The following is a 23,956-nucleotide window of genomic DNA, read 5'->3' as shown; positions in this document are numbered from 1 at the left end:
ACAGGGTTGACCTCCAATGAATATCTGCTGGAACCGCATCCGCCTGGCGCTGGTCGCCCTGGCCTGCGTCGGCCTGTCGGGCTGTGACTGGGTGCTGCTGGATTCGAAGGGCATGGTCGGGCTCGCCCAGCGCGACCTGATCCTGATCTGCATCGGCCTGATGCTGATCGTGGTGATACCGGCCATCGTGCTGACCTTCGTGTTCGCCTGGCGCTTCCGTGCCGGCAACACCAAAGCGAAATACACGCCGGACTGGTCGCACTCCACCAAGGTGGAGATCGTGGTCTGGGGCGTGCCGCTGCTGATCATTGCCGGCCTGGCCGTGATCGTGTGGAAGTCGACCCACGAGCTGGACCCGTACAAGCCGCTGGACGTGGCCGGTGAACCGCTGCACGTGGACGTGATCGCGACCGACTGGAAATGGGTGTTCGTGTACCCGGATCTGGGCATCGCCACGGTCAACCAGCTCAACTTCCCGGCCAACCGCCCGCTGGCGTTCAACATCACCTCCAACTCGACGATGAATACCTTCTTCATCCCGCAGCTGGGTGGGCAGATCTACGCGATGGCCGGCATGCGCACGCAGCTGCACCTGATCGCCAACGAGCCCGGCCAGTTCCGAGGCATGTCCGGCAACTACAGCGGACATGGCTTCTCGAACATGAAGTTCATCGCCACCGCCAGCAGCAATGAAGACTTCGAGCGCTGGGTGGCCGAGGTGCGCAGCGCGCCCGACGCACTCAGTTTCACGCAGTTCAAGGCGCTGGCCGCGCCGTCGAAGAACGCACCGGTGCAGCACTTCTCCAGTGTTGAACCACTGCTGTTCAAGAAGGTCATCGACCAGTTCATCGGCGTTGGCGAGAACACCGCTGCTGCTACCCCGGCGGGCGCTGCCGGTGGTGTCCAGGTTTCCCAGGAGTAACGAACATGTTGGGTAAATTGACGTGGGAGGCCGTGCCGCTGCACGAGCCGATCGTCGTGGTCACATTGGCGGCCATGGTGCTGGGTGGCCTCGCGCTGCTCGGCGCGGTGACGTACTTCAAGCTGTGGGGCCCGCTGTGGCGTGACTGGTTCACCACCGTGGACCACAAGAAGATCGGCATCATGTACGTGGTGGTGGCGCTGGTCATGCTGGTGCGTGGCTTTGCCGATGCGCTGATGATGCGCGCGCAGCTGGCCGCGGCTGGCCCGGGCAGTGACGGCTTCCTGCCGCCGGAGCACTACGACCAGATCTTCACCGCGCATGGCGTGATCATGATCTTCTTCGTGGCCACCCCGTTCGTGGTCGGCCTGATGAACATCATCGTGCCGCTGCAGATCGGTGCGCGCGACATGGCGTTCCCGTTCCTCAACGCCTTCAGCTTCTGGATCTTCGTGGTCGGCGCCGCGCTGATGATGATCTCGCTGGGTGTCGGCGAATTCGCCATGACCGGCTGGGTGGCGTATCCGCCGCTGTCGGGCATCGAGTTCAGTCCAGGCGTGGGTGTCGATTACTACATCTGGGCGTTGCAGGCTTCGGGCATCGGCACATTGCTGACCGGCGTCAACCTGTTCATCACCATCCTGCGCATGCGTGCGCCGGGCATGACCCTGATGAAGATGCCGGTGTTCACCTGGACCGTGCTGGTCACCAGCGTGATCATCATCGCCGCCTTCCCGATCCTGACCGTGGCATTGGGTGCGCTCACCCTGGACCGCTACCTGGACTTCAACTTCTACACCAACACGTTGGGTGGCAACCCGATGATGTACGTGAACCTGGTGTGGGCCTGGGGCCACCCGGAGGTGTACATCCTGGTGTTGCCGGCGTTCGGCATCTTCTCTGAAGTGACCGCCACGTTCGCGCGCAAGAAGCTGTTCGGCTACAAGTCGATGGTGGGCGCCACCCTGGCGATCGGCATCCTGTCGTTCATCGTCTGGCTGCACCACTTCTTCACCATGGGTTCCGGTGCCAGCGTCAATGCCTTCTTCGGCATCATGACGATGATCATCGCCATCCCCACCGGCGTGAAGATCTTCACCTGGCTGTTCACCATGTACGGCGGTCGCGTTGAGTTCAGCGTGCCGATGCTGTGGACCATCGCCTTCCTGGTCACCTTCACCATCGGTGGCATGACCGGCGTGCTGCTGGCCATTCCGGGCGCGGACTTCCTGCTGCATAACAGCCTGTTCCTGGTCGCGCACTTCCACAACACCATCATCGGCGGCGCGCTGTTCGGCTACCTGGCCGGCTTCGCCTACTGGTTCCCGAAGGTGTTCGGCTTCACCCTCAACGAGCGCCTGGGCAAGTGGTCGTTCGCCTGCTGGGTGATCGGTTTCTACCTGGCCTTCATGCCGCTGTACATGCTCGGCTTCATGGGCATGACCCGCCGCATGAACCAGTACGACAACCCGGCGTGGACGCCGTACCTGATCGCCGCCTTCATCGGTGCACTGTTCGTGTTCGCGGGCATCATCCTGATGTTGGTGCAGATCTACGTGAGCGTGCGCGACCGCAAGCGCAACCTGGACCTGACCGGCGACCCGTGGAATGCACGCACGCTGGAATGGGCCACGCCGTCGCCGCCGCCGTTCTACAACTTCGCCGTGGTGCCCAAGGCCGATGAGCTGGATGCCTTCCACGAAGCGAAGAAGCGTGGCCTGCCGCCGCCGCCGAAGAAGTACGCACCGATCCACATGCCGAAGAACACCGGCGTGCCGCTGATCCTCAACATCTGGATCCTGGTGCTGTGCTTCGCCCTGGTCTGGCACATCTGGTGGATGGCCGCAGCCAGCTTCATCGCGATGATCGTCACCCTGATCGTGCGGTCCTATGACGAGGACGTGGACTACTACGTCAGTTCCGAAGAGGTGGCACGCACCGAAGCAGCCAACCTTGCCAAGCTGAAGGAGGTACGCGCATGAACCTGTTGACCCGCCCCGAGCTGGCCAGCGACACGCAGGCGCACGAGGACCACCACGAACACGACCATGGCCACGAACAGGGCGGCATGAAGGTGTTCGGCATGTGGGTCTACCTCATGTCCGACCTGGTGCTGTTCGGTTCGCTGTTCGCCTCATACGCGGTGCTCAGCACCGCCTATGCCGGCGGCCCCACCGGCAAGGAGCTGTTCTCGCTGCCGTTCGTGATGGCCGAGACCTTCCTGCTGCTGGTCTCCAGCATCACCTACGGCCAGGCCGTGCTGGCGATGCATCGCCACGACACCTCGGCGGTGCTGCGCTGGCTGGGCGTGACCTTCGTGCTCGGTGCCTCGTTCATCGGCATGGAGATCTACGAGTTCTCGCACCTGATCCACGAAGGCGCGGGCCCGAGCACCAGTGCCTACCTGTCGGCGTTCTTCGCCCTGGTCGCCACCCACGGCCTGCACGTCGCCAGCGGCCTGATCTGGATGGCGGTGGTCATGCACCAGGTCTACAGCCGCGGCCTGACCCCGACCAACATCACCCGCGTGTCGTGCCTGAGCCTGTTCTGGCACTTCCTGGACCTGGTGTGGATCTGCGTCTTCACCTTCGTCTACCTGATCGGAGCCTTCTGACATGGCCCACGTCGAAACCTCGCGCGCCGGCAATGCGCACGGCTCCACCAAGTCCTACCTGATCGGCTTCGTGCTGTGCGCGCTGCTGACCGTGGTGCCGTTCGCGCTGGTGATGAACCCGGTGCTGTCGCGGCCGCTCACGCTGTTCCTGCTGGTCGGCTTCGCGGTGGCGCAGATCCTGGTGCAGCTGGTCTATTTCCTGCACATGGACCGCAAGTCCGAAGGCGGCTGGAACCTGGCCAGCTTCGTGTTCACCCTGGTGATCCTGTTCATCGTCGTCGCACTGTCGGTCTGGATCATCTGGAGCATGCACTACCACATGATGATCAACTGACCGTGGCCGGGGTGATCGGCATGGACCGCGCGATCACCCCGGCACCTCCGTCCTCTTTCCCCCCCAAGGGCAGGCCTGACCGAGACCCCGCCCGCGTCTGCGTTGGTGGTACCCGTGAAGCGTCCTGCTGCTGTTGTCCGTTCGTTGTTCTCTCCCCGATTCCGCCTGCCGCTGCTGGCAGGCCTGGCCATCGGCCTGCTGGCTGGCTGCAGCGCGCAGTCGCGCATGGATTTCTACTCCAAGGACATTGCCTGCGAAGAGCTCGGCCAGCACTGGTCGATGCCTGACAGCCACGGCGCCGTGCGCGGGCCCAAGGATCTGCAGGGGCAGGTGACCTATCTGTTCTTCGGCTTCACCAGCTGCCCGGACGTGTGCCCGACCACCATGGTCGAGCTCAGCCAGGTCAAGCACCTGATGGGCAAGGATGCCGACCAGCTGCAGGTGGTTTTCGTCAGCGTCGATCCCGCACGCGACACGCCGGAAGTCGCCCGCACCTATGTGGAAGCCTTCGACCCCAAGGCGATCGCGCTGGTCGGCAACGAAGCACAACTGGCCGCGATGGCCAGCGACTTCAAGGCGTTCTACGAAAAGGAACCCGGTCAGATACCGGAGACCTACACCATGAGCCACATCGCCGGTGGCTACGTGTTCGACCGCCAGGGCCGCCTGCGCCTGTTCGCGCCCTATGGCATGCCGGTGGACAAGCTGTTCTCCGACGTGCAGCGCCTGCTGCTGGAGCCCGGCCACCCGGCCGCCGGCAACGGCCCGTTGGCCAGCTGCCACCTCAAGCGAAGCGACACGCTCGCCGCCCGGTAGTGCCGGGCCATGCGCGATTGATACCAACTGTTCGTCGCGCCCGCTGCCCCGGTAGGTGTCGACCTTGGTCGACACGCGATGAATGAATCGGGTGGGTGCCGATCGTTGGTCGGCACATCCCGCCACACCAATCCCCCGGCCGGCCAGGAGAGCCAACCGGCCGGGGGCACCACTCAACGCCTTACTTGGTTTCTTCCCACTGCACCACGTCCGGCTCGGCTGCCTTGATGCCAGCGGTCGACAGCAGCTTGGTGGTCGCATCCAGCGCCGCGTTCACCGAGGAGTACTCCACGATCGCGCGGCCGGAGGCCTTGGATACCTTCACCACGGTGCCGCCGGTGGCGGTGGCCGCACGCTGCGCCGAAGCCGCATCGGTGAAGAACACCTTGACCCGCGAGGTCGCCACGACCGGTGCGCCATCGTTGGAGACAGCGGCCGCAAACTTGCTGGTACCGGCATCCGCACGTGCGGCCACACCGGTAGACGCATCCGTGGACCGCTTGCTGCGGGTGCCGACGGCCGCAGCGCTGGCATCAGCCCCGGTGGTGATCCGGAACTGGCCGCCGCTGGCCTGCTGCACGGTTGCCGACGGCGCCAGCTGGAAGCGCGAGCCGCCCACATTGAACGAACGGCCAGTGGCCTCCGCCTTCAACTGCTGCGTGTCTACGGTCGACAAGGTCTTCGCCGGAGGTGTCTGGCCCGAACTCTGTGCCCAGGCGGTGGTGGTCATCGCCGCAAGGGCGAGGGTGCTCAACAGAATGGTCGTCTTCATCATCAGTGCCCCAGAACGCGGATCTTGAAGAATTCGAGGTTGCCACGCGATGCAGCGTTCGCGGCCTGCCCCAGGTCGGTGACTTCCAGCGTCCAGGTGCCCGTGGCGTTCTCATCCAGGAAGGCATTGCTGGACAGCAGGTCCCAGTTGGTGAAGTTGCGCTGGACACCATTGAGGCCAGAGCCGATCGCGGTGAATGCCGGCTGCACCACGCTGCGGGTGCCACTGGGCGAGATCAGCACGAACTGCAGCTGGCGGGTGTTGCTGTGGTTGACGCGGAAGCCGAGCTGCACGCTCTCGATGTTGCGCGCACCGTTGGCGAGCTGGAAGGTCAGGCGCGCCGCGGCCGCCGAGGTATTGCCGATGGCCACGGTACGCGTCGTGTTGCGCCAGCCACTATCCACCAGTGCACCCAGCGGCTGGAAGTCCTCTGCGACCTGTACTGCGCGTGCTGCATTGACCACACCGAAACCGTACCAGTTGCTGTAGGCACGGCCGGCGGCATTCACCGTCCAGCCCGGCACCAGCACGCGGCCGTCGGAGTGGGTCACCGCTGCCCGGTTCGGATCGGTGCGGGTGGCGGTGGTGGCCAGGATGTACTTCACATCGCGGTAGGACAGGTTCGGGTTGGTCTCCAGCAACAGCGCCGCGACACCCGACACCATCGGTGTTGCTGCCGAGGTGCCGTTCATTTTTCCTGTGTAGTTGCAGGTGCTGTCGATGGCAGACTGGTCGCCGTCCAAGGTGTTGCGCAGGCTCGTGTTCTTGTTGCTGCCCTGCGCGCAGCCGGTGACATCGGTGGTGAGGATGGCCGGATCGTAGCGGATCGCCAGCTGCCCCGGCACGACCTGGCGCTGCCAGCCGTTCTCGCCGCCGAAGCCGGACACCCACAGCGCCGAGCCGGTGGACGAGTAGGACGAGCGCACGCCATCGGCGCGCACGGCGGCAACGGTGATCACGTTGAACAGGTTGTTACGCGGGTCGCGGCCGGCCGGAATGCAACCCGTGTTGCGGTTCTTGGTGTCTGCCGAGCAGATGTCGGTGCCATCCGAGCGTGCACCGTTGTTGTGATTGTTGCCAGCGGCCTTCACGTAGATGCCACCGCGCCCGCCACGGGTGCCGGACATGGCCTGCTCATAGGCGGCGATGTCGTTCTGGCTGTAGGCCAGCGGCAGGTTGGGGTTGCCCGGGCTGGAGCCCCAGCTGTTGTTGAAGACCCCCACGTCGGCCACTTCGGCGCCATCCCACCACGAGTACTCGATGTTGGAATTCGAATTGCCCTGGACATTGGACGCCAGGAAGTTGAAGCCCTTGAGTGTGGCGGCCGAGGCGACGCCGCGCACGCCCAGGTTGTTGGCGCCCACCGCACCGGCGATGCCGCCGACCATGGTGCCGTGATTGTCGCGGTCGGGATTGGACGGTGAAGGGTTGTTGCTCTGGTTGGCGAAGTTCTTGCCGGCGACCGCCGCGACGTTGGCGGCCAGGTCCGGGTGGGCGATCTGCAGGCCGTCATCGACGATGGCGATGGTGACGCCCTGGCCGCGGATGCCGTTGCGGTACAGGCCATCCACGTTCAGATCGTTGCCGGTCACCGGCAGGGTATCGCCCAGTACGGCCTGTCCGGTGTTGAGCAGATGCCACTGACGCCCGGCCAGCGGATCGGCCTGCTGGGCCTGTGCGGTGACGGCCAGGCTGCCCAGTACCAGGGCAGTGGCCAAGGCCAGGCGCGCGGAGCGCGGTGGCGCGGAGCGTTGCGTGTGTCGCTTCATACACGAATCCTTCTGTTGTGAATCGGCATGGCAGGACGGCGGGGCGGAACTGCCCCATCGCAACGAGCCAAACGCGACACAACGAACAACCCCCTACCTCTTCACACAAGCAATCTGCAGATGTGCCAATTGCGTCACAAACACTTATGCCGTGGGGTAATGACGACTGCAGCGGCCCGCATCTGGTAGGTGCCAACCTTGGTTGGCACGCGTATCCACGCATGGCGCGGATCTACCCAGCATCATCGCGCGCCCTCACATCACGCTGTGCTACTACAGCCCGTGCACCCTTCCGCACGGAGCACGATGATGGTCAACCCCCTGGCCCAGGCGCATCGCGGCCTTGGCACCACGCTGTTCAGCCTGCTGAACCCGATACCCTTCGGCTTCTTCGTCGGCGCGCTGATCTTCGACGCCATCTATCTCAACAGTGCCGAGGTGATGTGGGGCAAGGCTGCGGCCTGGCTGATCACCTTCGGCCTGCTGATCGCCATCATTCCTCGGCTGATCAACCTGTTCACGGTCTGGCGCCGCAACGGCACCGCCACGCGCATCGACCGCATCGACTTCTTCCTCAACCTGGTCGCGGTGGTGCTGGCCATCTGGAACGCCTTCGTGCACAGCCGCGATGCCTATGCCGTTGCGGTGCCCGGCACGATCCTGTCGGCGCTGACCGTGGCGCTGATCGCACTGGGCCTGATCCTGCTGTCGTTGCAGCCGCCGTTGCTGCAGGGAGGCCGTCATGGCTAAGCACATCCTGCCCACCGTCGGCGCCCTGGCGCTGGCCGTGATGCTGTCGGCCTGTGCCGGCAAGGCCGAATACCATCCCGCCGACCAGTCCGGTGCGCAGCCGCCGCTGCCGGCACCGAAGAACTTCCTGATGCCGCCGATGCAGGTGCCGCGCGGCGTGGGCTGGGCCGAGGGCCAGTCACCCACGGTGGCCGAGGGCCTGAAGATCGAACGCATCGCCGCCAACCTGCTGCATCCGCGGCGATTGTTGACCCTGCCCAACGGCGATGTGCTGGTGGTGGAGGGCAATGGCCCCGGCGAAGAACCGGTCACCTCGCCCAAGCAGTGGATCGCCGGCAAGGTCAAGGCGCGCTCGGGCAAGGCCGGCAAGGGCGGCAACCGGGTCACCCTGCTGCGCCGCACGCCGGGAACGAACACCTGGGCCCAACACGTTTACATCGAAGGCCTGCATTCGCCGTTCGGCATCCAGCTGATCGGCGACACGCTGTACGTGGCCAACACCGGCAACATCGTGCAGTACCACTACGTGCCTGGTGAAACCCGCATGTCCGACAAGGGCCGTGAGTTCACCGACCTGCCCAGCACCATCAACCACCACTGGACCAAGGAACTGCTGGCCAGCCGCGATGGCCGCAAGCTGTACGTGGGCGTGGGCTCCAACAGCAACATCACCGAGAACGGCCTGGCCGTCGAGTACCGCCGCGCGGTGGTGCTGGAAGTGGACGTCGCCACCCGTGGCAGCCGTATCTTTGCGTCGGGCATCCGCAACCCGACCGGACTGGACTGGGAGCCGAGCACCGGCCAGCTGTGGGCAGTCGCGAACGAACGCGATGAGATCGGTGCCGACCTCGTGCCGGACTACCTCACCTCGGTGAAGGAGGATGGCTTCTACGGTTGGCCCTACAGCTACTACGGCCAGCACGTGGACGAGCGCGTGCAGCCGCAGCGGCCGGACCTGGTGGCCAAGGCGATCGTGCCGGACTACGCCATCGGCTCGCACGTGGCACCGCTGGGCCTGTTGTTCTACACCGGCCAGGCACTGCCGGCGCAGTACCACGGCGGCGCCTTCATCGGCGAGCACGGCAGCTGGGATCGTTCACCGCTGAGCGGCTACGAAGTGGTCTACGTACCGTTCAAGGACGGCAAGCCGACCGGGCGGCCGCAGACCGTGGTCAGCGGTTTCGCCTCGAAGGACGAGAAGACCTTGATGGGCGCACCGGTAGGCATGGCGATGGACGCCGAAGGCGCACTGCTGGTCGCCGACGACGTGGGTGATGTGGTGTGGCGGGTGTCTGCCAAGTAACTCTGTAGCGTCGAGCCACGCTCGACTGCTGTGGATCTGGCCCTTGTAGAGTCGAGCCATGCTCGACTGCTTTGGATCTGGCCCTTGTAGAGTCGAGCCATGCTCGACTGCTTTTGCCAGCAGCAGTCGAGCATGGCTCGACTCTACAAAAAGCCATAAGCAGCCGAGCCTGGGCCCGGCTCTACACTTCCGACGGCGCCGCGCGCAGCCCGCTGAACACCGATTCGGCAGCGAACCCCACGCCCCCCAGCAGCACGCCGAAATACACCACCGTGGCCACCACGAAGCTGTAACCCGCCGCCACCGCCGCACCATCGCGCTGGATGAAGCCAATCGCAAACGACATCAGCGCCAGCGCCGGCAAGGTATTGCTGAACGGAATCGGCCCGGCGGGCGCCATCAGCAGCAGGGTCGCGAACACCAGCATCAGGTTGTTCAGGCGCATCATCTTCTTCGAGCGCACCATCACCGCCAGCCGCATCGGCCGCGACAGCCGCTCCATGCGGTGCACCCACTTCAGCGCACGGCCCAGGTTGGCCTTCAACTTGTCGGTGGCGATCTCGCGGCGCGCCAGCTTCTGCGGCACCCACAGCGGGCGGTTGCGTACGCGGCTCAGGCCGATCAGCAGGATCGAGGCACCAAACACCGTACTCAGCCCGGGAATCGACACCGGAATGATGAAGATGGCCGAGAGCAGGATCACGATCAGCAGCAGGCCTTCATCGCCCAGCGCGCTGAGCAGGGTGCCGACGCTCACCTGGTCGCCGGGCAGCTCGTCGATCATCTGCTCGATCTGCTGGGCCAGGGGCGCGCTGTCATTGGTTTCGGGGGCACGGTAGGTCATGCGTCGCAAGGTTCTCCAGGGAAGGGCGGTCAATGGGCCGTCCTGCGGTGGGGGACGCACAGGCTCCCGCAGTATCCCGGCCAACGTGGGCAAAGAGGTGAACCGGGCATGAGGGGTTAAACTGGCGTGCCCCGCACGAGTTGAACGCAATGGACATGGGCCGCAGGCAATCGACCATCGAACTGGTCGCCATCGACATGGATGGCACCCTGCTGGATCCCACCCACACGCTCACCGCGCGGGCCAAGCAGGCGATCGCGCAGGCGCGCGCGCTGGGCGTGCACATCGTGCTGACCAGTGGCCGCCCGGTTCCCGGCCTGGCACCGTTCCTGCACGAGCTGGGCATCACCGGCGACGACGACTACTGCATCGCCTGCAATGGCGGCCTGGTGCAGCGCATCGGCACACGCGAAACCGTGGTCGAGTATCCGCTCAGCTTCGACGACTTCCTGTTCTGCGAGCAGGTGGCCCGCGACCTGGGCGTGCACTTCCAGGCGCTGGACAGTCGGCGCATGTATACGCCCAACCAGGACATCAGCTACTACACCGTGGCCGACTCGCATCTCTCGCGGATGCCGCTGTCCTATCGCCGCGTGGCCGACATGGACCCGTCCATGTCGTTCATCAAGCTGATGATGATCGACGAACCCGACGTGCTGGATGCCGCCATCGCGCGCCTGCCCAGCGAACTGACCGAGCGCTTCGCGGTGCTGAAGAGCGCGCCGTTCTTCCTGGAAGTATTCGACCACCGCGCCGGCAAGGGGCCGAGCCTGCAGAAGCTGGCCGAGCACCTGGGCATCGACCGCGCCAACGTGATGGCCATCGGTGACCAGGAGAACGACCTGACCATGCTGCAGTACGCCGGTACCAGCGTGGCGATGGGCAATGCCATCGACGCGGCGAAGGCGGTGGCGCGATTCGAGACCACCAGCAATGCAGACGAAGGCGTGGCGCGCGCCATTGAGCGTTTCGTCCTGCAGTAACCGCGCGTCCCTATGCCCTGGTAGGTGCCAACCTCGGTTGGCGCACGCAGACGGCAAGCGCCAGGCTATACCCACGTATAGCCCACCCATCCCCATCGCCATTCGCGCTGTACCACGGTGCAATGGCGAATGCGGCAGTGCGATGCAAGAATTTCGCACGTCGAAATCACCCCACCAAATCCCACGGCAGATGATCGCCTTCGTCTGCTGACCGGCGCGCCCCGCGCCGTCACTCCCCAAAAGCAATCGCATCGCCAGCCAGGGCGCCGACACCGGTGCTGCAACGCGCTGGGTGTGCGCCTGCGCCGCTCTCTCCCTGCACCTGGATCTGCCCATGAACACCCCACCCACGACGCGCCTCGCCCTGGCCATCATCGCGGCCATCGCTGCACCTGCATATGCTGCAGAAACGCACGATGCCACGCATGACACCCCCACCACCTTGAACGCCCTGCAGGTCATCGCCACGCCGCGCGGCGCGGCCGTTGCGCCTACCCAGGTGGTCGGCCCCAACCGCTACATCATCAAGGCTGAAGACCTCGACGCGATGGTCACCGGCAACAATGGTCTGGCCATGCTGAAGCAGGTACCGGGCGCCAGCTACACCGCCACCGACGGGCTGGGCCTGGATATCTCGGCCACGAGCCTGTTCGTGCGCGGCTTCCGCATGAACGAAATGGGCATCACCTTCGAGGGCGTGCCGCTGAACGACAACGGCTTCCTCTCGCTCACCGGCACCAGCGTGGTGAACGTGGGCGTGCCCGATGGCATCGGCGCGATCACGGTCAGCCCCGGTGGCGCACCGGTCAGCGTGTTCTCCAGCAGCGTCAACGGCGGCAGCCTGGAATACCGCCTGCGCGAGCTGCAGGACACACCCAGCCTGCGCGTGAAACAGGGCGTGGGCAGCAACAACACGCTGGTCACCACCGTATCCGGGCAGAGCGGCCAGCTCGGTGAGCACGGCCCGAAGGTGCTGGTCGACCTGCAGCGTGTGTCTGCCGACAAGTACCAGGGCGAGGGCACCCAGAACTTCCTGCGCGGCGACCTGAAGCTGCAGCAGGATGTCGCCTGGGGTGACTTCACCGTGTTCCTGTCCGACAGCAAGGCCAAGGTCTGGGGCTACAACAACATCTCCTTCGACATGATCCGCAAGCTGGGCTGGAAGGCCGACATCTTCTATCCCGATTATGCGTGGGCCTGGTACGTGGCCTCGCCGGAGAATGCGGACAAATCCTGCGGCGCCTACACCTGCGGTGAGCTGTCCGAACTGATCCCGTACGACACCGGCCAGATCACCCGCGATCGCGTGTCGTCGATCAACCACCGTTTCCAGATCACCCCGGCGCTGAGCGGCAACGTGCAGCTGTACAACGCCAACAGCCACACCCAGGCCACGCTCACCGACCCGACCGTGCCGTCGCCCAACGGCGCGCCATTCTCCGAACAGGTGCAGACGCCGCGCGTGAATCGGCTGGGTGGCATGTTCAACCTGCAGTTCGAGGCCGGCGCGCACACCTTCACCGCCGGCTTCTGGCAGGAGAAGAGCAAGGCCGCGGCCAAGACCGAGTGGTACCAGCAGCCGCTGCTGGGCGAGGGCCCGCCGCTGAAGGCCACCGGTCCGTTCGATGTGTATGGCCCCGCGTTCAAGACCGACAACGCCTCGAGCTGGGTGACCCGCTCGCGCCAGTTCTACCTGCAGGACGACATCGTGCTGAACGACACGCTGAAGCTGGGTGTCGGCTTCAAGGCCGTGGACTTCCGCACCAGCGGCGGCGGCCTCGGTGACGCCAAGGACCGGCCGGTGAACGGAACGCTGCGCGCGAAAAGCAACTTCCTGCCGCACGTCTCGCTGTTCTGGAGCCCGACCGAATCCACCGATGCCTTCATCGACCTGGCCAACACCATGAACGGCTACCGCGTGGCCCAGCGCGGCAACATCGGCTACACCGCCTCGGCGTGGACCATCACCGACCAGGAGGAGTTCGACCGCGTGGCCGGCACGCTGCGCCCGGAGAAGAACTGGAACCTGACCGTCGGCGCATCGCATCGCTTCGACCGGCTGACGATCACCGGCGACGTGTTCTACAACGACATCCGCAACCGTCTGCTGTCGGCCGCCATCGGTACCCAGTTCGCGCAGATCAACACCGTGCGATTGATGCCGAAGATGCACGTGATCGGTGCTGACCTCGGCATCACCGCCGACCTGACCGACCACCTGCAGTTCTACCAGGGCGTGGCCGTGGCCCGTTCGTACTACGACAGCGATTTCGTGGTGGGCGACACGGTGTACCCGATCAAGGGCAACGCCCAACCGGGCTATCCGCAGATCTCGCTGGTCAGCGACCTGTCGGCGCATTTCGGTGACTGGCGCTTCGGTGCCACCAGCACCTCCTACCTGCGCCAGCCCTTCACCTACGAGAACGACATCCGCGTGCCGACCTTCTGGCAGGTCAACACCTATGCCGCCTACCGCTTTGGCGTGGACAGCGCCGTACCGGGCCTGGAGCTGCGGCTGGACGTGAGCAACCTGTTCAACCGCCACAACATCGGCACCGCCACCATCGCCGGCTCGTCGTTCTCGGGGGATTACCAGACCCTGCAGCGCAGCGCGCCCCGGCAGCTGATGTTCAGTACGTCGATGGCGTTCTGAGGCGACGAGGAACGGGGTCAGAGCCCTTTGCGGTGCAAAGGGATCCGACCCCGAAGCCACCCATGACCGGGGTCAGATCCCTTTGCACCGCAAAGGGCTCTGACCCCAAGCCCCTCCAGAAACCCGCCTTGCGCAATCAACAGGGGTTTTCTGGCAGCGACGCAAGGTTCCCACAATGTTGCTGGGTCATGCTGTCGGCATGGCTCAGGACAACCCCCGATCACCGTTGTTCGGCATACGGAGTCATGGACGGCCCCGGCAGGCGCTGTCCGTGGCGCCTGTGATCGACCTGCAGGCCGAGTACCAGTTCTGGCACGTCTACGAGCGTGTGGTCCGTCCGTTGCCCGGTGGGGGGCTGCGGCTGGCCTGGCTGGTGTGCCAGAAGGTGTACCGGGACCGGTGGCAGCACCCGGACGACAACGACGAGGCGGCGTTGTCGCGGGTGCTGTTTGGCGGGAACATGACGGCTGACCGGGCGTCGGAGCTGGCGGAGCTGCACGCGCTGGTCAGCCGTCGGGTGGCGTTGCTGGCGAAGCGTGGGCGGGTGGACTCCGCAGCGTGATGCGCGGGGGCTGCTCTCGGCGTGCCGAGCTGCCATGACCCGCTCTGGCACCATTGCACCATCCGTCGCCATGACCCGCTGTTGGTAGAGTCGACTGCTAGTCGACTGCTCTTCGCGCGCGAGTCGACCAACGGTGACTCAACCAACGACCACTCCGAACGGTGCTCCTAGGGCTTTCCCCTGTCCAACTGCCGGTACCCGATCGCTTCAGCCAGATGCGCCGTCTGGATCACCTCGCAACCTGCCAGATCTGCAATCGTGCGCGCCACCCGCAGAATCCGGTGCATCGCCCGCGCAGAAAGCTGCAGACGTTCAATCGCCTGCTCCAGCAGATCCTGATCGGCCTCGCTCAGTTTCGTGCAGGCCCGCAGCGCCGCCGGTGGCAGATGGGCATTCAGCCCGCCACGCGCCTGCTGCCGGGCATGGGCGGCTTCCACCCGTGCACGTACCGCAGCACTGGGCTCACCCAGCGGCGTGCTTTCCCGTAGCTCCACCGCGTCCATGCGCGCCACGCTGATGTGCAGGTCGATACGGTCCAGCAATGGGCCGGAGACGCGCGCACGGTAGCGGTTGATGCGCTCATCGCTGCACAGGCAGCGGTTGCTGCGGTCACCAGCCCAGCCACACGGGCAAGGGTTCATCGCTGCTACCAGTTGGAACCGCGCGGGATACTGCACGCTCCGCGCCGCGCGGGCGATGCGGATGTGGCCAGATTCCAGCGGCTCGCGCAGGGTTTCCAACGCACTTCGATTCCACTCCGGAAGCTCGTCCAGGAACAGCACGCCGTGATGGGCCAGCGAGATTTCGCCGGGGCAAGGCGGATTTCCGCCGCCCACCAGCGCCGCCGCACTGGCACTGTGATGTGGGGATCGGAAAGGCCGTTGCCGCCAGCGCCGTGGGTCCAGCCCTTCACCACTCACCGAGGCAATCGCAGCCAGCTGCAGCGCCTCGGCTTCCTCCGTGTCCGGCAGCAGGCTGGGCAGGCGCGAAGCCAACAGCGTCTTGCCGCAGCCAGGGCTACCGATCAGCAATAGATGGTGCCCACCCGCAGCGGCGACCTCCAATGCACGCCGCGCATGCGCCTGCCCGCGCACGTCGGCCAGATCCGGCAGCGGCAACGGCGTCGTGTCCACACGCTCCACGGGCGGCAGCAGGCGTGGGTTCCCCAACCCAGCGCAGCACTCCAGCAACGTACGCGCTACCCGCACATCGGCATGCTCGGCCAGCGCAGCCTCGGCGGCATTGCCCGGCGGCACCACCAGGATGCGCCCGGCGTCAGCCGCCGCAATCGCCGCCGGCAGAGCGCCAGCCACCGGCCGCAGTTCACCGGTCAGGCCCAACTCGCCCAGGAATTCGTACTGAAGCAGCGACTGCGGATCGACCTGGCCGCTGGCCGCCAGAATGCCCAGCGCGATGGCCAGGTCGTAGCGCCCGCCCTCCTTGGGCAGGTCGGCGGGCGCGAGGTTCAGGGTGATGCGCCGCTGCGGGAAGTCGAAGCGTGCACAGAGCAGGGCGGCGCGCACGCGCTCGCGTGATTCGCGCACGCTGGTCTCGGCCAGGCCGACAATCTGGGTGGCGGGCAGGCCGCCAGAGAGGTGCACTTCCACCCGCACCAGCGGGGCATCGACCCCGGCGCGGGCACGGCTGTGGACCAGCGCCAGGCTCATGTGTGGTTTCCTGCAGAGGGACGTCTGATGATGTGGCAAATGAGGTGCGGCGAACTATCGGGAATTGCTGGCGAAGTGGTTAGGGGGATTCCGACGGACGGTTGGAGCGGGTCTTCTTCCTTTGTGGAAGCGAGCCTCTGCGATCAAGTGAAGGATGGTCTCCAATTGGCCGTGCTACTCGAACTGGAGGGCGTCTGCTTCATATGGCCACACATTTCCAAACGCTACCCCAATCCCACTTGGGGCATCCCAATGCCACCTCTGCGGATGCTTCTGAAAGAACGGCGTGGCAACAGCCACCGCTTGATTCACGTCAGCACGCACTGGTTTGCAGTGCGACTTCCCCGTCATCGGGGACTGTGATATGAAGACGGGGCCTTGCTGGAAGGCTCTTTCAAGGGGATTGGAAGGATGGAGAAGTTTGAGGGGGCCGATCGTCGTGTTTCCCTCGATCTTTGGGGCTTGGTGAAGCGCTTTCCCAAACGGGGCCTCAGGTATGCCTGGGTCTGTTGCACACCACTGATGAGCTTGGCGCAAGCGCCATCGGCAGGCGCCGAGACGATCACCTACATTCATACCGATGCGCTTGGTTCGGTGGTTGCCGAGACCGATGCCAATGGCAACGTGGTCAAGCGCTATGACTACGAACCCTATGGGGGCGCTGTCGACGGGCAGGTTACGGATGGACCTCGATATACGGGGCACGTGAGCGACGCTGCCACTGGGCTGAGCTACATGCAGCAGCGCTACTACGATCCCCAGTTGGGACTCTTCCTCTCGGTAGATCCCATCTCTACGCATTCAAGCCTGAAACACTTCAATCGATACAGCTACGCTTACGGCAATCCGTATTCCTTCACCGATCCGGACGGAAGAGTCCCGGTAATGCCCTTCATCTACGGTGCCGTCCTGGGTGGTCTGGCAGACATCGCGGTCCAGAAAGCCATGAATCCGGACAAGCCTATCGACAAAGTGGAGGTTGGCATTGCTGCTGCGGTTGGCTCTGTCTCCGGAGGCGCTGGTGGAGTTGCCGTTGCGGCAGTCGGTTCCGGCACAATTTCGGTAGGGCGTGCAGTTGCTATACAGACCGTGGTCAATGCGGTGGCGGGCGGTGCCGGTTCCGCCGCAGAGAGCGCAATCAAAGGGCAGCCCATCACGGCGGAGGGCGTCGCTTCAAATGCGATTGGCAGTGCAGCAGGGGGATTGGCAGCCTCCGGGGTTGGCGTTGCCATGGGTGATTTCGCTGGCCCAGCTGCACGGGGATCACTCCAACGGCTGAGTCAATCCCGCGGCCCAGGTGGGCCGAACATGGCAAGTGCCACTGCGTCAACTGGAACTGCGATTCCCAGGCAATCGGCACTCCAGGGCGCGGCGTCCCAAGCGGGCCAAGGCCTGGCGGGAGCAGGGGCAACTGTCGTACAGAAGGATCTGGAGAAGAAGAAATGAGTCCCTTGTTGAAAGGCTTCATAGGGACTCAGCTTCTCGCTGCGCTCTTTGGCCTTTCGTACTTCGCAGTTCTCACATACCGCCATTACCCCAACGCTCTGCATACGGGATTGCGTATCTGGGGCTACTTCGCGGTGATTTTTCTATTCCTTCATCTGTTTCTTGCGCTGAAGCAGTGGTGGGAAAATTCGCATCGAAGGCGATAGGCGTGCACCCTTCCTTGATTTCGTTTGCACCAAAGAACAAGTCGCCCGATGGGCGGCTCGTGCTTTCTACGGGGCCGGGTACCGGTGTGCAAGTGAAAGCATGCCAATCTCCACATCAGCTGGTGGAAGAACTGCGTTCACTACAGATCCATCGCGGTTTACGTGTGCTGATGGTCCTCTCGCTCGTCTTGGGTCTGCCGGGCTGCCGGGACGAGGTGGAGAGTTCAACGTATCCCCTTGGCCAGACGGGAGAGACGTGCACTGCTTACAGAGGCTTTGACCGCAAGCCTCCTGAAGTAGTTGTGGCCGAGCTTGCCAAGCGAGGCTTGGATAGTCGTAGATTGGTTCACAAAACAGTCTGCGGCTCGATCACCAGCTGGGACATTCTTCCTGCTGGGGCGTCGATCGATCGGATACCTCCGCCAGATGTATATGTAAACGTCCGCATGCGGGAGGACGGCTCGGTTTCCGTCAATACAGACCATTCATGATGTTAGCGTCGCCCTGATGATCGAGCATCGGGTGGCCCCTAGCGGTGCAGGCGCACCGCCACTACAAGCGTCAGCCTACGAAGGCACTTCGGCGCGGACATGGTTGCTAGGATCGGCCTGGCGGCGGCCTGGGCCGCCAAGCAGACACCGCTGCTCATCAGGCACCAACGCAGTGAAGCGCCCAAACCGCGCCTCAACCCACGAAGGCCCCGCACTTTCCACCAGCAACGTTCCTTGGCTCTGGTGCAGATCCAGCCAACGCTCGAAGCTGATACGCAGCCGTTCGATAGCCGGCGCACGCCACACGGCATCGGCAGGCATGCGGATCAGCACGCGCGAGGGCGCGTTTTCCACGTCCATCACCAGAACGCCCTTGCACCGGATCTCGAAGGACGTCGCCCCGACATGGCGCGCGTACAGTTCAAAGCCCTCATCAGTCTTCGCGGCCACGAAACCGAGCGCCTCGCTATGCAGCATCCGATAATCGGCCGGCCGCAGCTTCTGGTAGGCCCACACCTGGTCGCCCGCGGGCTCGGGCCACCCCATCCAGACCGCCACCGTGATCGCGGCGCATACCGCCGCTGCAGCAAGACCGTGCTTCTTCATTCGTCACCCCCACACCCAGGCAGAACGGTAGGCACCGCACGCGGGCGCTCAGTCCTTGGGACGCATCCGCTCGTGGATGAAGGCCGTGAGTGCCATATCGGCCATCACCAGCCCCTCCATCACCCGGTCACCCACGTACTGCTCGGGCTCACCGTTCTGGCGGGTGCGTTCGGCTGCCAGCAGGATTTCCTGCACGATGCGCTGGCCGGTCGCCGCGCAGTCGGCGTCGGACATCGCCATCTGTCGGCTGCGCAACAGGTGGCGCTCGGGCCAGGGCTGGCCGTCGGCCGCAGCACCGGCACCGATGGCGTGCAGGATGGCGATGAGGCTGTTGGGGTCCAGCGCAGGCGCGGGTGACGGCGCTTCCTGGATCGGGCGCGGGGGAGGGGAGTGCAGTGTAGTCATGGCGGGCTCCGTGCATGCAGGCGGAAGCCGCCACCGATAAAGGTGGCGGGCAGAGCGTGGCTCGAAAACCGGTTGCTAGACAAAGCCGGCGGGTACAAGACCCCCACGCCCCGCCCGCCATAGCCGGCAGACGGATTGCCAGCCGGCATCACGCGAGGTGATGCCGGCTGGCAAGCGCAAACTACATCTAGCAAAACGGGTTTTCGAGGCCCGGCCACCCGTTTTCGGTGGCGATACCAGAGTTGCCTGATGTAGTTGGGAATGCCAAGGGGATGGGGTCAATGCCGCCAAAACCCGAGACGCTTTTGGCATTGTCGCATAGCGCCGGAAGCCGCGAGAGCCTTGGCGTGCTAGGCGGTGCGGCACTTCTGGAACGGAGTCGTCAGAACCTTCCGCAAGAGATGCAGGGAGCGGCAAATGCGACAGCACTTGGTAGGCGAAAGCGTACTGCTGCTACTACCAACAGCGGCGCCTGACTAGCCAGGCGAATCTGGCCGCTCGCGGAACCAAGCCCCGAGCTGGCCGTGGTGCGCGAAGTGGCGCAGTTCGAACTGACGAGATTCGTGAATGAGGTGCCGCCATCGGGCACAGCCGTACTTCTTGGGGATTTGCTCCGGGTGGTGCTCTGCTACCCAGCGAACGGCTGTGTCCAGATTCACCCAGCCGTCGATCGCCCGTTCTCGGAAGGCCTGTCTCAGCGCACTGACAATACCTGTGAGCGGCCAATGGATCTGCCCATCAGGCGCGATGCCGTTGACCATAAACTCATGGAACTGGGGTGACTGAACCAGCTCCGCAAACGCTTTCGCTCCCCGCGCAACATCTGCCGCAAGTGCACGCAGCCGTTGAAATTGGCGGTCGATCTGAGCGTAAGAACGGCTGAGTGCAACCTGTGCCTCCAGGCATCCTTCGACAGTCTGGATATCGTATTGCTCGATGAAGTGGTGAACGAGCACGTTCCTGAGGTTCACCAGATCGCGCAGGTCGGATTTCAGCGTTGCATGGGATTGCTCTGGAAACTCTAGCCCCATGTGCAGAGCGACGAAGCTTGAATTGCTGTCGTAACCCGATGGGCCGCCTGGGGCTTCGCGGCCCTCTTTGACCACGCATTCGGCAGTCAGGTGACCTACCAGCACCCCCATTGTCTTGCCGCTGATCTCTGCTTTGCGCTTGTTCAAGGCCATTGGGAGTGTTTCCGGCGTACCGAACAACTTCTGAAAGGCGAGCATGGACTTCATCAGTTGCTCGCACTGCTGAAGTCGCAGAATGCAACGGCCAAGAAGCCGTTGCACTTCGTGCTGTGCACCGACAATGTCATTCTGGTCGACGGCGGACATGACAAGCCTGAGCATGGGATGCGTCGACTTTACAGCTAGATATGGTGGAAGCTCAGGCTGGACCAGAATGATGAGGTTGTTGTCTGCATCGCTTGCGGGCATGAGTGACTTTCTGCCTATTGACCCCGCAGGGCGTCACGCAGAATCTGACTACCGCTGTAGTCACCCGGAGCTGTCCTGCCCGCAGCAGGAGGGTCTTGTGGCGTTTGAACGGATTCCCCCCCTTGGCGCAGACCAATACAAGGATCACGGTACGTGTTACGTCGCAATCGACTTCTACTGTTTGCGGGTCTGATCCCGCTTCCGTGGTTCCTGTTCTGGACCAGCGTTGCCGCCGTGCTTGCGCCGGGCTACAACCCGCTTGCACAGCACGCCAGCGAGCTGCTGCAGGCGCCAACGCTCGCAAGCATCTGCGCCAGGATTGCCCCCATCGGCTGCGGCGTGAGCTTCGTGGCGTTTGCCATCGGGGTATGGCGGGAGTCCGGCCGCCGGATTGCCGTAGGCGCGATCTGCTGGTTGGTATTTGGCATCTCCATGCTGACCAACGGGCTCTGGCCCATGGGCCATCCGATGCACGGCTTCTACACCATGGGTATCGCAAACATCATTGCACCGGCGATGTCGCATATCGAATTGAGCGCGTGGTCTGCAAACCGAAGGGCGTACGCCGTGACCGCATTGGTGAGCATCGCGGGCATTGTGTATCTCTGGTTGAACGTGGTGGGGATGGATCCGGAAGGGTTCAGGGGGCTGACACAGCGGCTGTTCTCATCGATCAACTCGCTGTGGCCGTTCCTGGTGGCGCTGTACCTCCTGCGAAGGGGTTCACACGCGCTGAAGGCGCGGCCGACGCTTTGATGGAAAGGCATGCAGGCACATGGACGACCATTGAGCATGTGGGGTTGAGAAGGGGATGAAGATTTTTCGCTGTCAGCTGATCTACGTTCAAGTGCACCAGGACCACTTCATTGCCCGCGTGGTGGGTGGAGACAGGACCATTCGTCGCCAGTGTCACGCCCTTGACAATCGCGCGGGTCCGATCAAGGACTTCTCTACTCTCCAGCCCCAGCTCAAGGCGATCTTCTCGGAACTCCTGCCTGGGTTCTCTTTCGTCAAGCCGTGGGGGATTCTGCACTTTGATCCAGTTGAGTACCCGGTTACGAAGGAAGAACTGGCCGGGTTCCAGAAGGCTGCCATGCAAGGTGGTGTGAGCTTCTGCTTTCTCTCCACGTGGGAGCAGCGGCATGAAGACAAGGATCTGTTGGAGATGTTCAAGTAGGGGCCGGCTCGAAAATTATTTCAGGGCCAAACCGCTTCGTGATTGGGCGTGGTTGAAATATTGTGAGCGTCCGCCTCTGGCCGGAAGCGGACATCAGCACTGCGTGGGCGCCTGGCCCGGTGCTATTCTCCGATTCGATCCGAAGTGGACACTTTGGCCCTTCCGCTGGTCTGTGGAGCAGTCGTCCCAGGTCAGTGCCCGATTGTCTCGTTCGACCAGGCCAACAAGATCAACGGCAGGACGGATTGGTACTACCTAGTTGATGTTGCAACCGGGTCAATGGAGTGGCTCAATCCATAGCGTTGATCTAATGTCCGCTTCCGCCCCGGAGCGGACATTGGTGCGGTCGCCGAGACCAACGCTGAGTCCGGTTATAGGCAGGCTTGTTAGCCGGAGCCTGTAGCCTTAAGATCAAGCTGTGTCAAAGGAAACTCATCGCACGGTGCGTTTGGGAAGACTAAGTCCGGACGCAGGGATCCGTCTAGTAGGTAGTTGCTGGCATGGACAGTGCATACGAGATCTTTTCAAAAACCCCAAGCAACTGCTCGGCCACAGAAATCTGTGACTTTGTCGCTCTTGTAGAGCAAGGCGGAGAGGTTGCAGTCGGCGGGCTGAAACAGCGTGTCATGAGCGCCGCTAACTTGGCGTTCCTGCAATTTGGCGGGCGCTTGGCCGGAGTAGCCGCCCTCAAACATCCCAATGCTGGGTATCGCGCTAGAGTTTCATCTTCCTCGGGGATAGAACTGCCGCAGGACTCTTACCCGTATGAGCTTGGCTGGGTGTTCATCGCCATGGAGGCCAGAGGCAATGGTTACGCTCGGCTTCTTTCACAAGCTGCATTGTCCCTAACTGATGGCAGTGGAGTATTTGCCACTTCGCGCACACGCAACGTCCCAATGCACCGGGCTTTGGCTAGCCTTGGCTTTGTATCCTCAGGTTCCGCTTACCCTTCACTACACGGCAGTTATCACCTTCAGCTGTTCACGCGGATGCCGTCTAACAATTCATTGGAGCCGAAGCCGCTTCGCGGCTCGGCTTAGTTCGAACGTTCCGTCTCTGGAGGTAGTACTGCGTGGAAAAGCGATACCAGGTTTTTGTGAGCTCGACGTTCGCGGACCTACAGCAAGAGCGTCAGGAAGTGATGCAGGCATTGCTTGAACTTGATTGCATCCCATCTGGCATGGAGTTGTTTCCAGCCGCAAACGAAGACCAATGGACGCTCATCAAAAAGGTCATTGATGACTGTGACTACTACATGGTCATCCTAGGGGGGCGCTATGGCAGCATCGGCCCTAACGGCCATAGTTACACCGAGATGGAATACCGATACGCGCTGGAAAAAGGAATGCCAATTCTTGGCTTTGTCCACAAAGACCCATCTCAGATCGCAACGAGCAAATCGGAGCAGTCGGAGAGCGGGCGAGAGAAGCTTGGAGAGTTCCGAGAGTTTGTCCAGAAGCGCATGTGTCGCTTCTGGGACTCTCCGGCTGACCTCGGAAGCCAAGTCAGTCGCAGTCTCGTCAAACTGATCAAGACACATCCCAGTATTGGCTGGGTGCGAGGTGATCAGGTTCCGTCAGAGAGTGCTACTACCGAGATCTTGTCCCTTCGTAGGACAGTGGATGAACTGGAGCGGAAACTTTCAGCGGTAGCAACTGAAGCACCGCAAGGTGCTAGCACGTTGGCGCAAGGCGGTGATCAGGTCTCTCTCGCTTATAGCTTCATAGCGTCTACAACAGAGTACAGGCACAACGGAGAGACCTATTCGGGGGACTCTGTCCTCACCTGGGACGAAATCTTCTCAGCGCTTGCACCGCTCATGATCGACGAGTCTGATGAGTCTGGCCTGCAGATAGCTCTCAATAGCCTTGTGAGATCGAAGGAATACGAAGACCTGCACTCACAGAAGCGTTTCAAAGGCCAAAAGTTCTTTGATTTCGCTGTGCTTCGAGACGATTTCCAGACCGTGAAGATCCAACTTCGCGCGCTAGGATTGATTACCAAGAGTAGCAAGAATCGCAGCGTGAAAGACACGGCTACATATTGGACGCTGACGCCCTATGGTGACAACCAAATGACTAAGCTGAGAGCGATCCAGCGTACAGAGATCTAACAGATTCGTTCAAGCGGAACTCGCCCCGCGGGGCGTCATATTTCAGGCATTCGATGTCCGCTTTTGGCCGGAAGCGGACGTGCA

22 protein-coding genes are annotated in these 23,956 nt (G+C 63.2%); 15 read left to right on the top strand and 7 right to left on the bottom strand.

The window, feature by feature from the left end:
- Window positions 1-16: 16 nt before the first annotated feature.
- The 5 genes from cyoA to D5301_RS03055 all read left to right on the top strand — a co-directional run bounded on the left by cyoA (window position 17) and on the right by D5301_RS03055 (window position 4,686).
- Window positions 17-922, top strand: coding sequence for a ubiquinol oxidase subunit II (gene cyoA / locus D5301_RS03075; RefSeq protein ID WP_153854734.1), 906 nt, complete (start codon window positions 17-19; stop codon window positions 920-922).
- 5 nt (window positions 923-927) lie between these two features.
- The gene (gene cyoB / locus D5301_RS03070; RefSeq protein WP_006474876.1) at window positions 928-2,904 is read left to right on the top strand and encodes a cytochrome o ubiquinol oxidase subunit I; all 1,977 of its coding nucleotides are present in this window, start codon (window positions 928-930) and stop codon (window positions 2,902-2,904) included.
- Complete coding sequence (gene cyoC / locus D5301_RS03065) at window positions 2,901-3,536, top strand: cytochrome o ubiquinol oxidase subunit III (protein ID WP_153854733.1); 636 nt, start codon at window positions 2,901-2,903, stop codon at window positions 3,534-3,536. Before cyoB ends, cyoC begins: the two co-directional genes overlap by 4 nt.
- Window position 3,537: 1 nt before the next feature.
- Window positions 3,538-3,870 carry a cytochrome o ubiquinol oxidase subunit IV gene (cyoD, locus tag D5301_RS03060; protein ID WP_006399830.1) on the top strand — a complete coding sequence of 111 codons (333 nt, stop codon included), beginning with the start codon at window positions 3,538-3,540 and terminating at the stop codon, window positions 3,868-3,870.
- A gap of 144 nt (window positions 3,871-4,014) precedes the next feature.
- On the top strand, window positions 4,015-4,686 hold the full coding sequence (locus tag D5301_RS03055; RefSeq protein WP_110714015.1) for an SCO family protein: 672 nt from the start codon (window positions 4,015-4,017) through the stop codon (window positions 4,684-4,686).
- Between the two features lie 181 nt (window positions 4,687-4,867).
- Here D5301_RS03055 and D5301_RS03050 read toward each other — a convergent pair whose 3' ends face one another.
- A complete protein-coding gene (locus D5301_RS03050) occupies window positions 4,868-5,461 on the bottom strand; it encodes a DNA breaking-rejoining protein (protein WP_153854732.1) in 594 nt (197 codons plus the stop codon).
- Window positions 5,461-7,227 carry a S8 family serine peptidase gene (locus D5301_RS03045; protein ID WP_153854731.1) on the bottom strand — a complete coding sequence of 589 codons (1,767 nt, stop codon included), beginning with the start codon at window positions 7,225-7,227 and terminating at the stop codon, window positions 5,461-5,463. The genes D5301_RS03050 and D5301_RS03045 overlap by 1 nt, the downstream gene beginning before the upstream one ends.
- 309 nt (window positions 7,228-7,536) lie before the next feature.
- On the opposite strand from D5301_RS03045, the gene D5301_RS03040 reads away from it, so the two are divergent.
- Window positions 7,537-7,977: a DUF2231 domain-containing protein gene (locus tag D5301_RS03040; RefSeq protein WP_153854868.1), complete on the top strand. Its 441-nt coding sequence runs from the start codon at window positions 7,537-7,539 to the stop codon at window positions 7,975-7,977.
- Window positions 7,970-9,280 carry a sorbosone dehydrogenase family protein gene (locus D5301_RS03035; RefSeq protein ID WP_153854730.1) on the top strand — a complete coding sequence of 437 codons (1,311 nt, stop codon included), beginning with the start codon at window positions 7,970-7,972 and terminating at the stop codon, window positions 9,278-9,280. Before D5301_RS03040 ends, D5301_RS03035 begins: the two co-directional genes overlap by 8 nt.
- 181 nt (window positions 9,281-9,461) lie before the next feature.
- Here D5301_RS03035 and D5301_RS03030 read toward each other — a convergent pair whose 3' ends face one another.
- On the bottom strand, window positions 9,462-10,124 hold the full coding sequence (locus D5301_RS03030) for an exopolysaccharide biosynthesis protein (RefSeq protein ID WP_153854729.1): 663 nt from the start codon (window positions 10,122-10,124) through the stop codon (window positions 9,462-9,464).
- Between the two features lie 149 nt (window positions 10,125-10,273).
- Here D5301_RS03030 and yidA point away from each other — a divergent pair, with 149 nt between their 5' ends.
- The 3 genes from yidA to D5301_RS03015 all read left to right on the top strand — a co-directional run bounded on the left by yidA (window position 10,274) and on the right by D5301_RS03015 (window position 14,322).
- Window positions 10,274-11,107: a sugar-phosphatase gene (yidA, locus tag D5301_RS03025; protein WP_049421122.1), complete on the top strand. Its 834-nt coding sequence runs from the start codon at window positions 10,274-10,276 to the stop codon at window positions 11,105-11,107.
- Window positions 11,108-11,441: 334 nt separating this feature from the next.
- Window positions 11,442-13,760: a TonB-dependent receptor gene (locus D5301_RS03020; RefSeq protein ID WP_153854728.1), complete on the top strand. Its 2,319-nt coding sequence runs from the start codon at window positions 11,442-11,444 to the stop codon at window positions 13,758-13,760.
- A gap of 175 nt (window positions 13,761-13,935) precedes the next feature.
- Window positions 13,936-14,322 carry a hypothetical protein gene (locus D5301_RS03015; RefSeq protein WP_153854727.1) on the top strand — a complete coding sequence of 129 codons (387 nt, stop codon included), beginning with the start codon at window positions 13,936-13,938 and terminating at the stop codon, window positions 14,320-14,322.
- A gap of 167 nt (window positions 14,323-14,489) precedes the next feature.
- Here D5301_RS03015 and D5301_RS03010 read toward each other — a convergent pair whose 3' ends face one another.
- Window positions 14,490-15,989, bottom strand: coding sequence for a YifB family Mg chelatase-like AAA ATPase (locus D5301_RS03010; RefSeq protein ID WP_110714008.1), 1,500 nt, complete (start codon window positions 15,987-15,989; stop codon window positions 14,490-14,492).
- 411 nt (window positions 15,990-16,400) lie between these two features.
- On the opposite strand from D5301_RS03010, the gene D5301_RS03005 reads away from it, so the two are divergent.
- The gene (locus D5301_RS03005; protein ID WP_153854726.1) at window positions 16,401-17,435 is read left to right on the top strand and encodes an RHS repeat-associated core domain-containing protein; all 1,035 of its coding nucleotides are present in this window, start codon (window positions 16,401-16,403) and stop codon (window positions 17,433-17,435) included.
- A 772-nt stretch (window positions 17,436-18,207) separates the two neighbouring features.
- Here D5301_RS03005 and D5301_RS03000 read toward each other — a convergent pair.
- The 3 genes from D5301_RS03000 to D5301_RS02990 form a co-directional block, all read right to left on the bottom strand.
- Window positions 18,208-18,738 (bottom strand): cold-shock protein, encoded by a 531-nt coding sequence (locus tag D5301_RS03000; protein ID WP_153854725.1) that lies wholly within the window; start codon window positions 18,736-18,738, stop codon window positions 18,208-18,210.
- Window positions 18,739-18,786: 48 nt separating this feature from the next.
- Window positions 18,787-19,143 carry a hypothetical protein gene (locus D5301_RS02995; RefSeq protein ID WP_153854724.1) on the bottom strand — a complete coding sequence of 119 codons (357 nt, stop codon included), beginning with the start codon at window positions 19,141-19,143 and terminating at the stop codon, window positions 18,787-18,789.
- A gap of 476 nt (window positions 19,144-19,619) precedes the next feature.
- Window positions 19,620-20,582, bottom strand: coding sequence for an OST-HTH/LOTUS domain-containing protein (locus D5301_RS02990; RefSeq protein WP_228756298.1), 963 nt, complete (start codon window positions 20,580-20,582; stop codon window positions 19,620-19,622).
- A gap of 153 nt (window positions 20,583-20,735) precedes the next feature.
- Here D5301_RS02990 and D5301_RS02985 point away from each other — a divergent pair, with 153 nt between their 5' ends.
- From D5301_RS02985 to D5301_RS02970, 4 genes are all read left to right on the top strand, one after another.
- Window positions 20,736-21,338, top strand: coding sequence for a DUF998 domain-containing protein (locus D5301_RS02985; RefSeq protein ID WP_324187249.1), 603 nt, complete (start codon window positions 20,736-20,738; stop codon window positions 21,336-21,338).
- A gap of 55 nt (window positions 21,339-21,393) precedes the next feature.
- Window positions 21,394-21,759 (top strand): hypothetical protein, encoded by a 366-nt coding sequence (locus D5301_RS02980; RefSeq protein WP_153854723.1) that lies wholly within the window; start codon window positions 21,394-21,396, stop codon window positions 21,757-21,759.
- A 500-nt stretch (window positions 21,760-22,259) separates the two neighbouring features.
- Window positions 22,260-22,799: a hypothetical protein gene (locus D5301_RS02975; RefSeq protein ID WP_074725734.1), complete on the top strand. Its 540-nt coding sequence runs from the start codon at window positions 22,260-22,262 to the stop codon at window positions 22,797-22,799.
- A gap of 32 nt (window positions 22,800-22,831) precedes the next feature.
- On the top strand, window positions 22,832-23,872 hold the full coding sequence (locus D5301_RS02970) for a DUF4062 domain-containing protein (protein ID WP_074725735.1): 1,041 nt from the start codon (window positions 22,832-22,834) through the stop codon (window positions 23,870-23,872).
- The last annotated feature ends 84 nt before the right edge of the window (window positions 23,873-23,956 follow it).

This window comes from Stenotrophomonas sp. MH181796 (assembly GCF_009659995.1).
GTDB classification, from domain to species: domain Bacteria; phylum Pseudomonadota; class Gammaproteobacteria; order Xanthomonadales; family Xanthomonadaceae; genus Stenotrophomonas; species Stenotrophomonas riyadhensis.
Note: the sequence above shows the minus strand (reverse complement) of the source record. Positions and strands in the feature narration are given on the sequence as shown.

Coding starts and splice junctions, on each gene's coding strand:
- cyoA (WP_153854734.1), top strand. CDS start 17: ATGAATATCTGCTGGAACCGCATCCGCCTGGCGCTGGTCGCCCTGGCC.
- cyoB (WP_006474876.1), top strand. CDS start 928: ATGTTGGGTAAATTGACGTGGGAGGCCGTGCCGCTGCACGAGCCGATC.
- cyoC (WP_153854733.1), top strand. CDS start 2,901: ATGAACCTGTTGACCCGCCCCGAGCTGGCCAGCGACACGCAGGCGCAC.
- cyoD (WP_006399830.1), top strand. CDS start 3,538: ATGGCCCACGTCGAAACCTCGCGCGCCGGCAATGCGCACGGCTCCACC.
- D5301_RS03050 (WP_153854732.1), bottom strand. CDS start 5,461: ATGATGAAGACGACCATTCTGTTGAGCACCCTCGCCCTTGCGGCGATG.
- D5301_RS03045 (WP_153854731.1), bottom strand. CDS start 7,227: ATGAAGCGACACACGCAACGCTCCGCGCCACCGCGCTCCGCGCGCCTG.
- D5301_RS03040 (WP_153854868.1), top strand. CDS start 7,537: ATGGTCAACCCCCTGGCCCAGGCGCATCGCGGCCTTGGCACCACGCTG.
- D5301_RS03035 (WP_153854730.1), top strand. CDS start 7,970: ATGGCTAAGCACATCCTGCCCACCGTCGGCGCCCTGGCGCTGGCCGTG.
- D5301_RS03030 (WP_153854729.1), bottom strand. CDS start 10,124: ATGACCTACCGTGCCCCCGAAACCAATGACAGCGCGCCCCTGGCCCAG.
- yidA (WP_049421122.1), top strand. CDS start 10,274: ATGGACATGGGCCGCAGGCAATCGACCATCGAACTGGTCGCCATCGAC.
- D5301_RS03020 (WP_153854728.1), top strand. CDS start 11,442: ATGAACACCCCACCCACGACGCGCCTCGCCCTGGCCATCATCGCGGCC.
- D5301_RS03015 (WP_153854727.1), top strand. CDS start 13,936: ATGTTGCTGGGTCATGCTGTCGGCATGGCTCAGGACAACCCCCGATCA.
- D5301_RS03010 (WP_110714008.1), bottom strand. CDS start 15,989: ATGAGCCTGGCGCTGGTCCACAGCCGTGCCCGCGCCGGGGTCGATGCC.
- D5301_RS03005 (WP_153854726.1), top strand. CDS start 16,401: ATGGAGAAGTTTGAGGGGGCCGATCGTCGTGTTTCCCTCGATCTTTGG.
- D5301_RS03000 (WP_153854725.1), bottom strand. CDS start 18,738: ATGAAGAAGCACGGTCTTGCTGCAGCGGCGGTATGCGCCGCGATCACG.
- D5301_RS02995 (WP_153854724.1), bottom strand. CDS start 19,143: ATGACTACACTGCACTCCCCTCCCCCGCGCCCGATCCAGGAAGCGCCG.
- D5301_RS02990 (WP_228756298.1), bottom strand. CDS start 20,582: ATGCCCGCAAGCGATGCAGACAACAACCTCATCATTCTGGTCCAGCCT.
- D5301_RS02980 (WP_153854723.1), top strand. CDS start 21,394: ATGAAGATTTTTCGCTGTCAGCTGATCTACGTTCAAGTGCACCAGGAC.
- D5301_RS02975 (WP_074725734.1), top strand. CDS start 22,260: ATGGACAGTGCATACGAGATCTTTTCAAAAACCCCAAGCAACTGCTCG.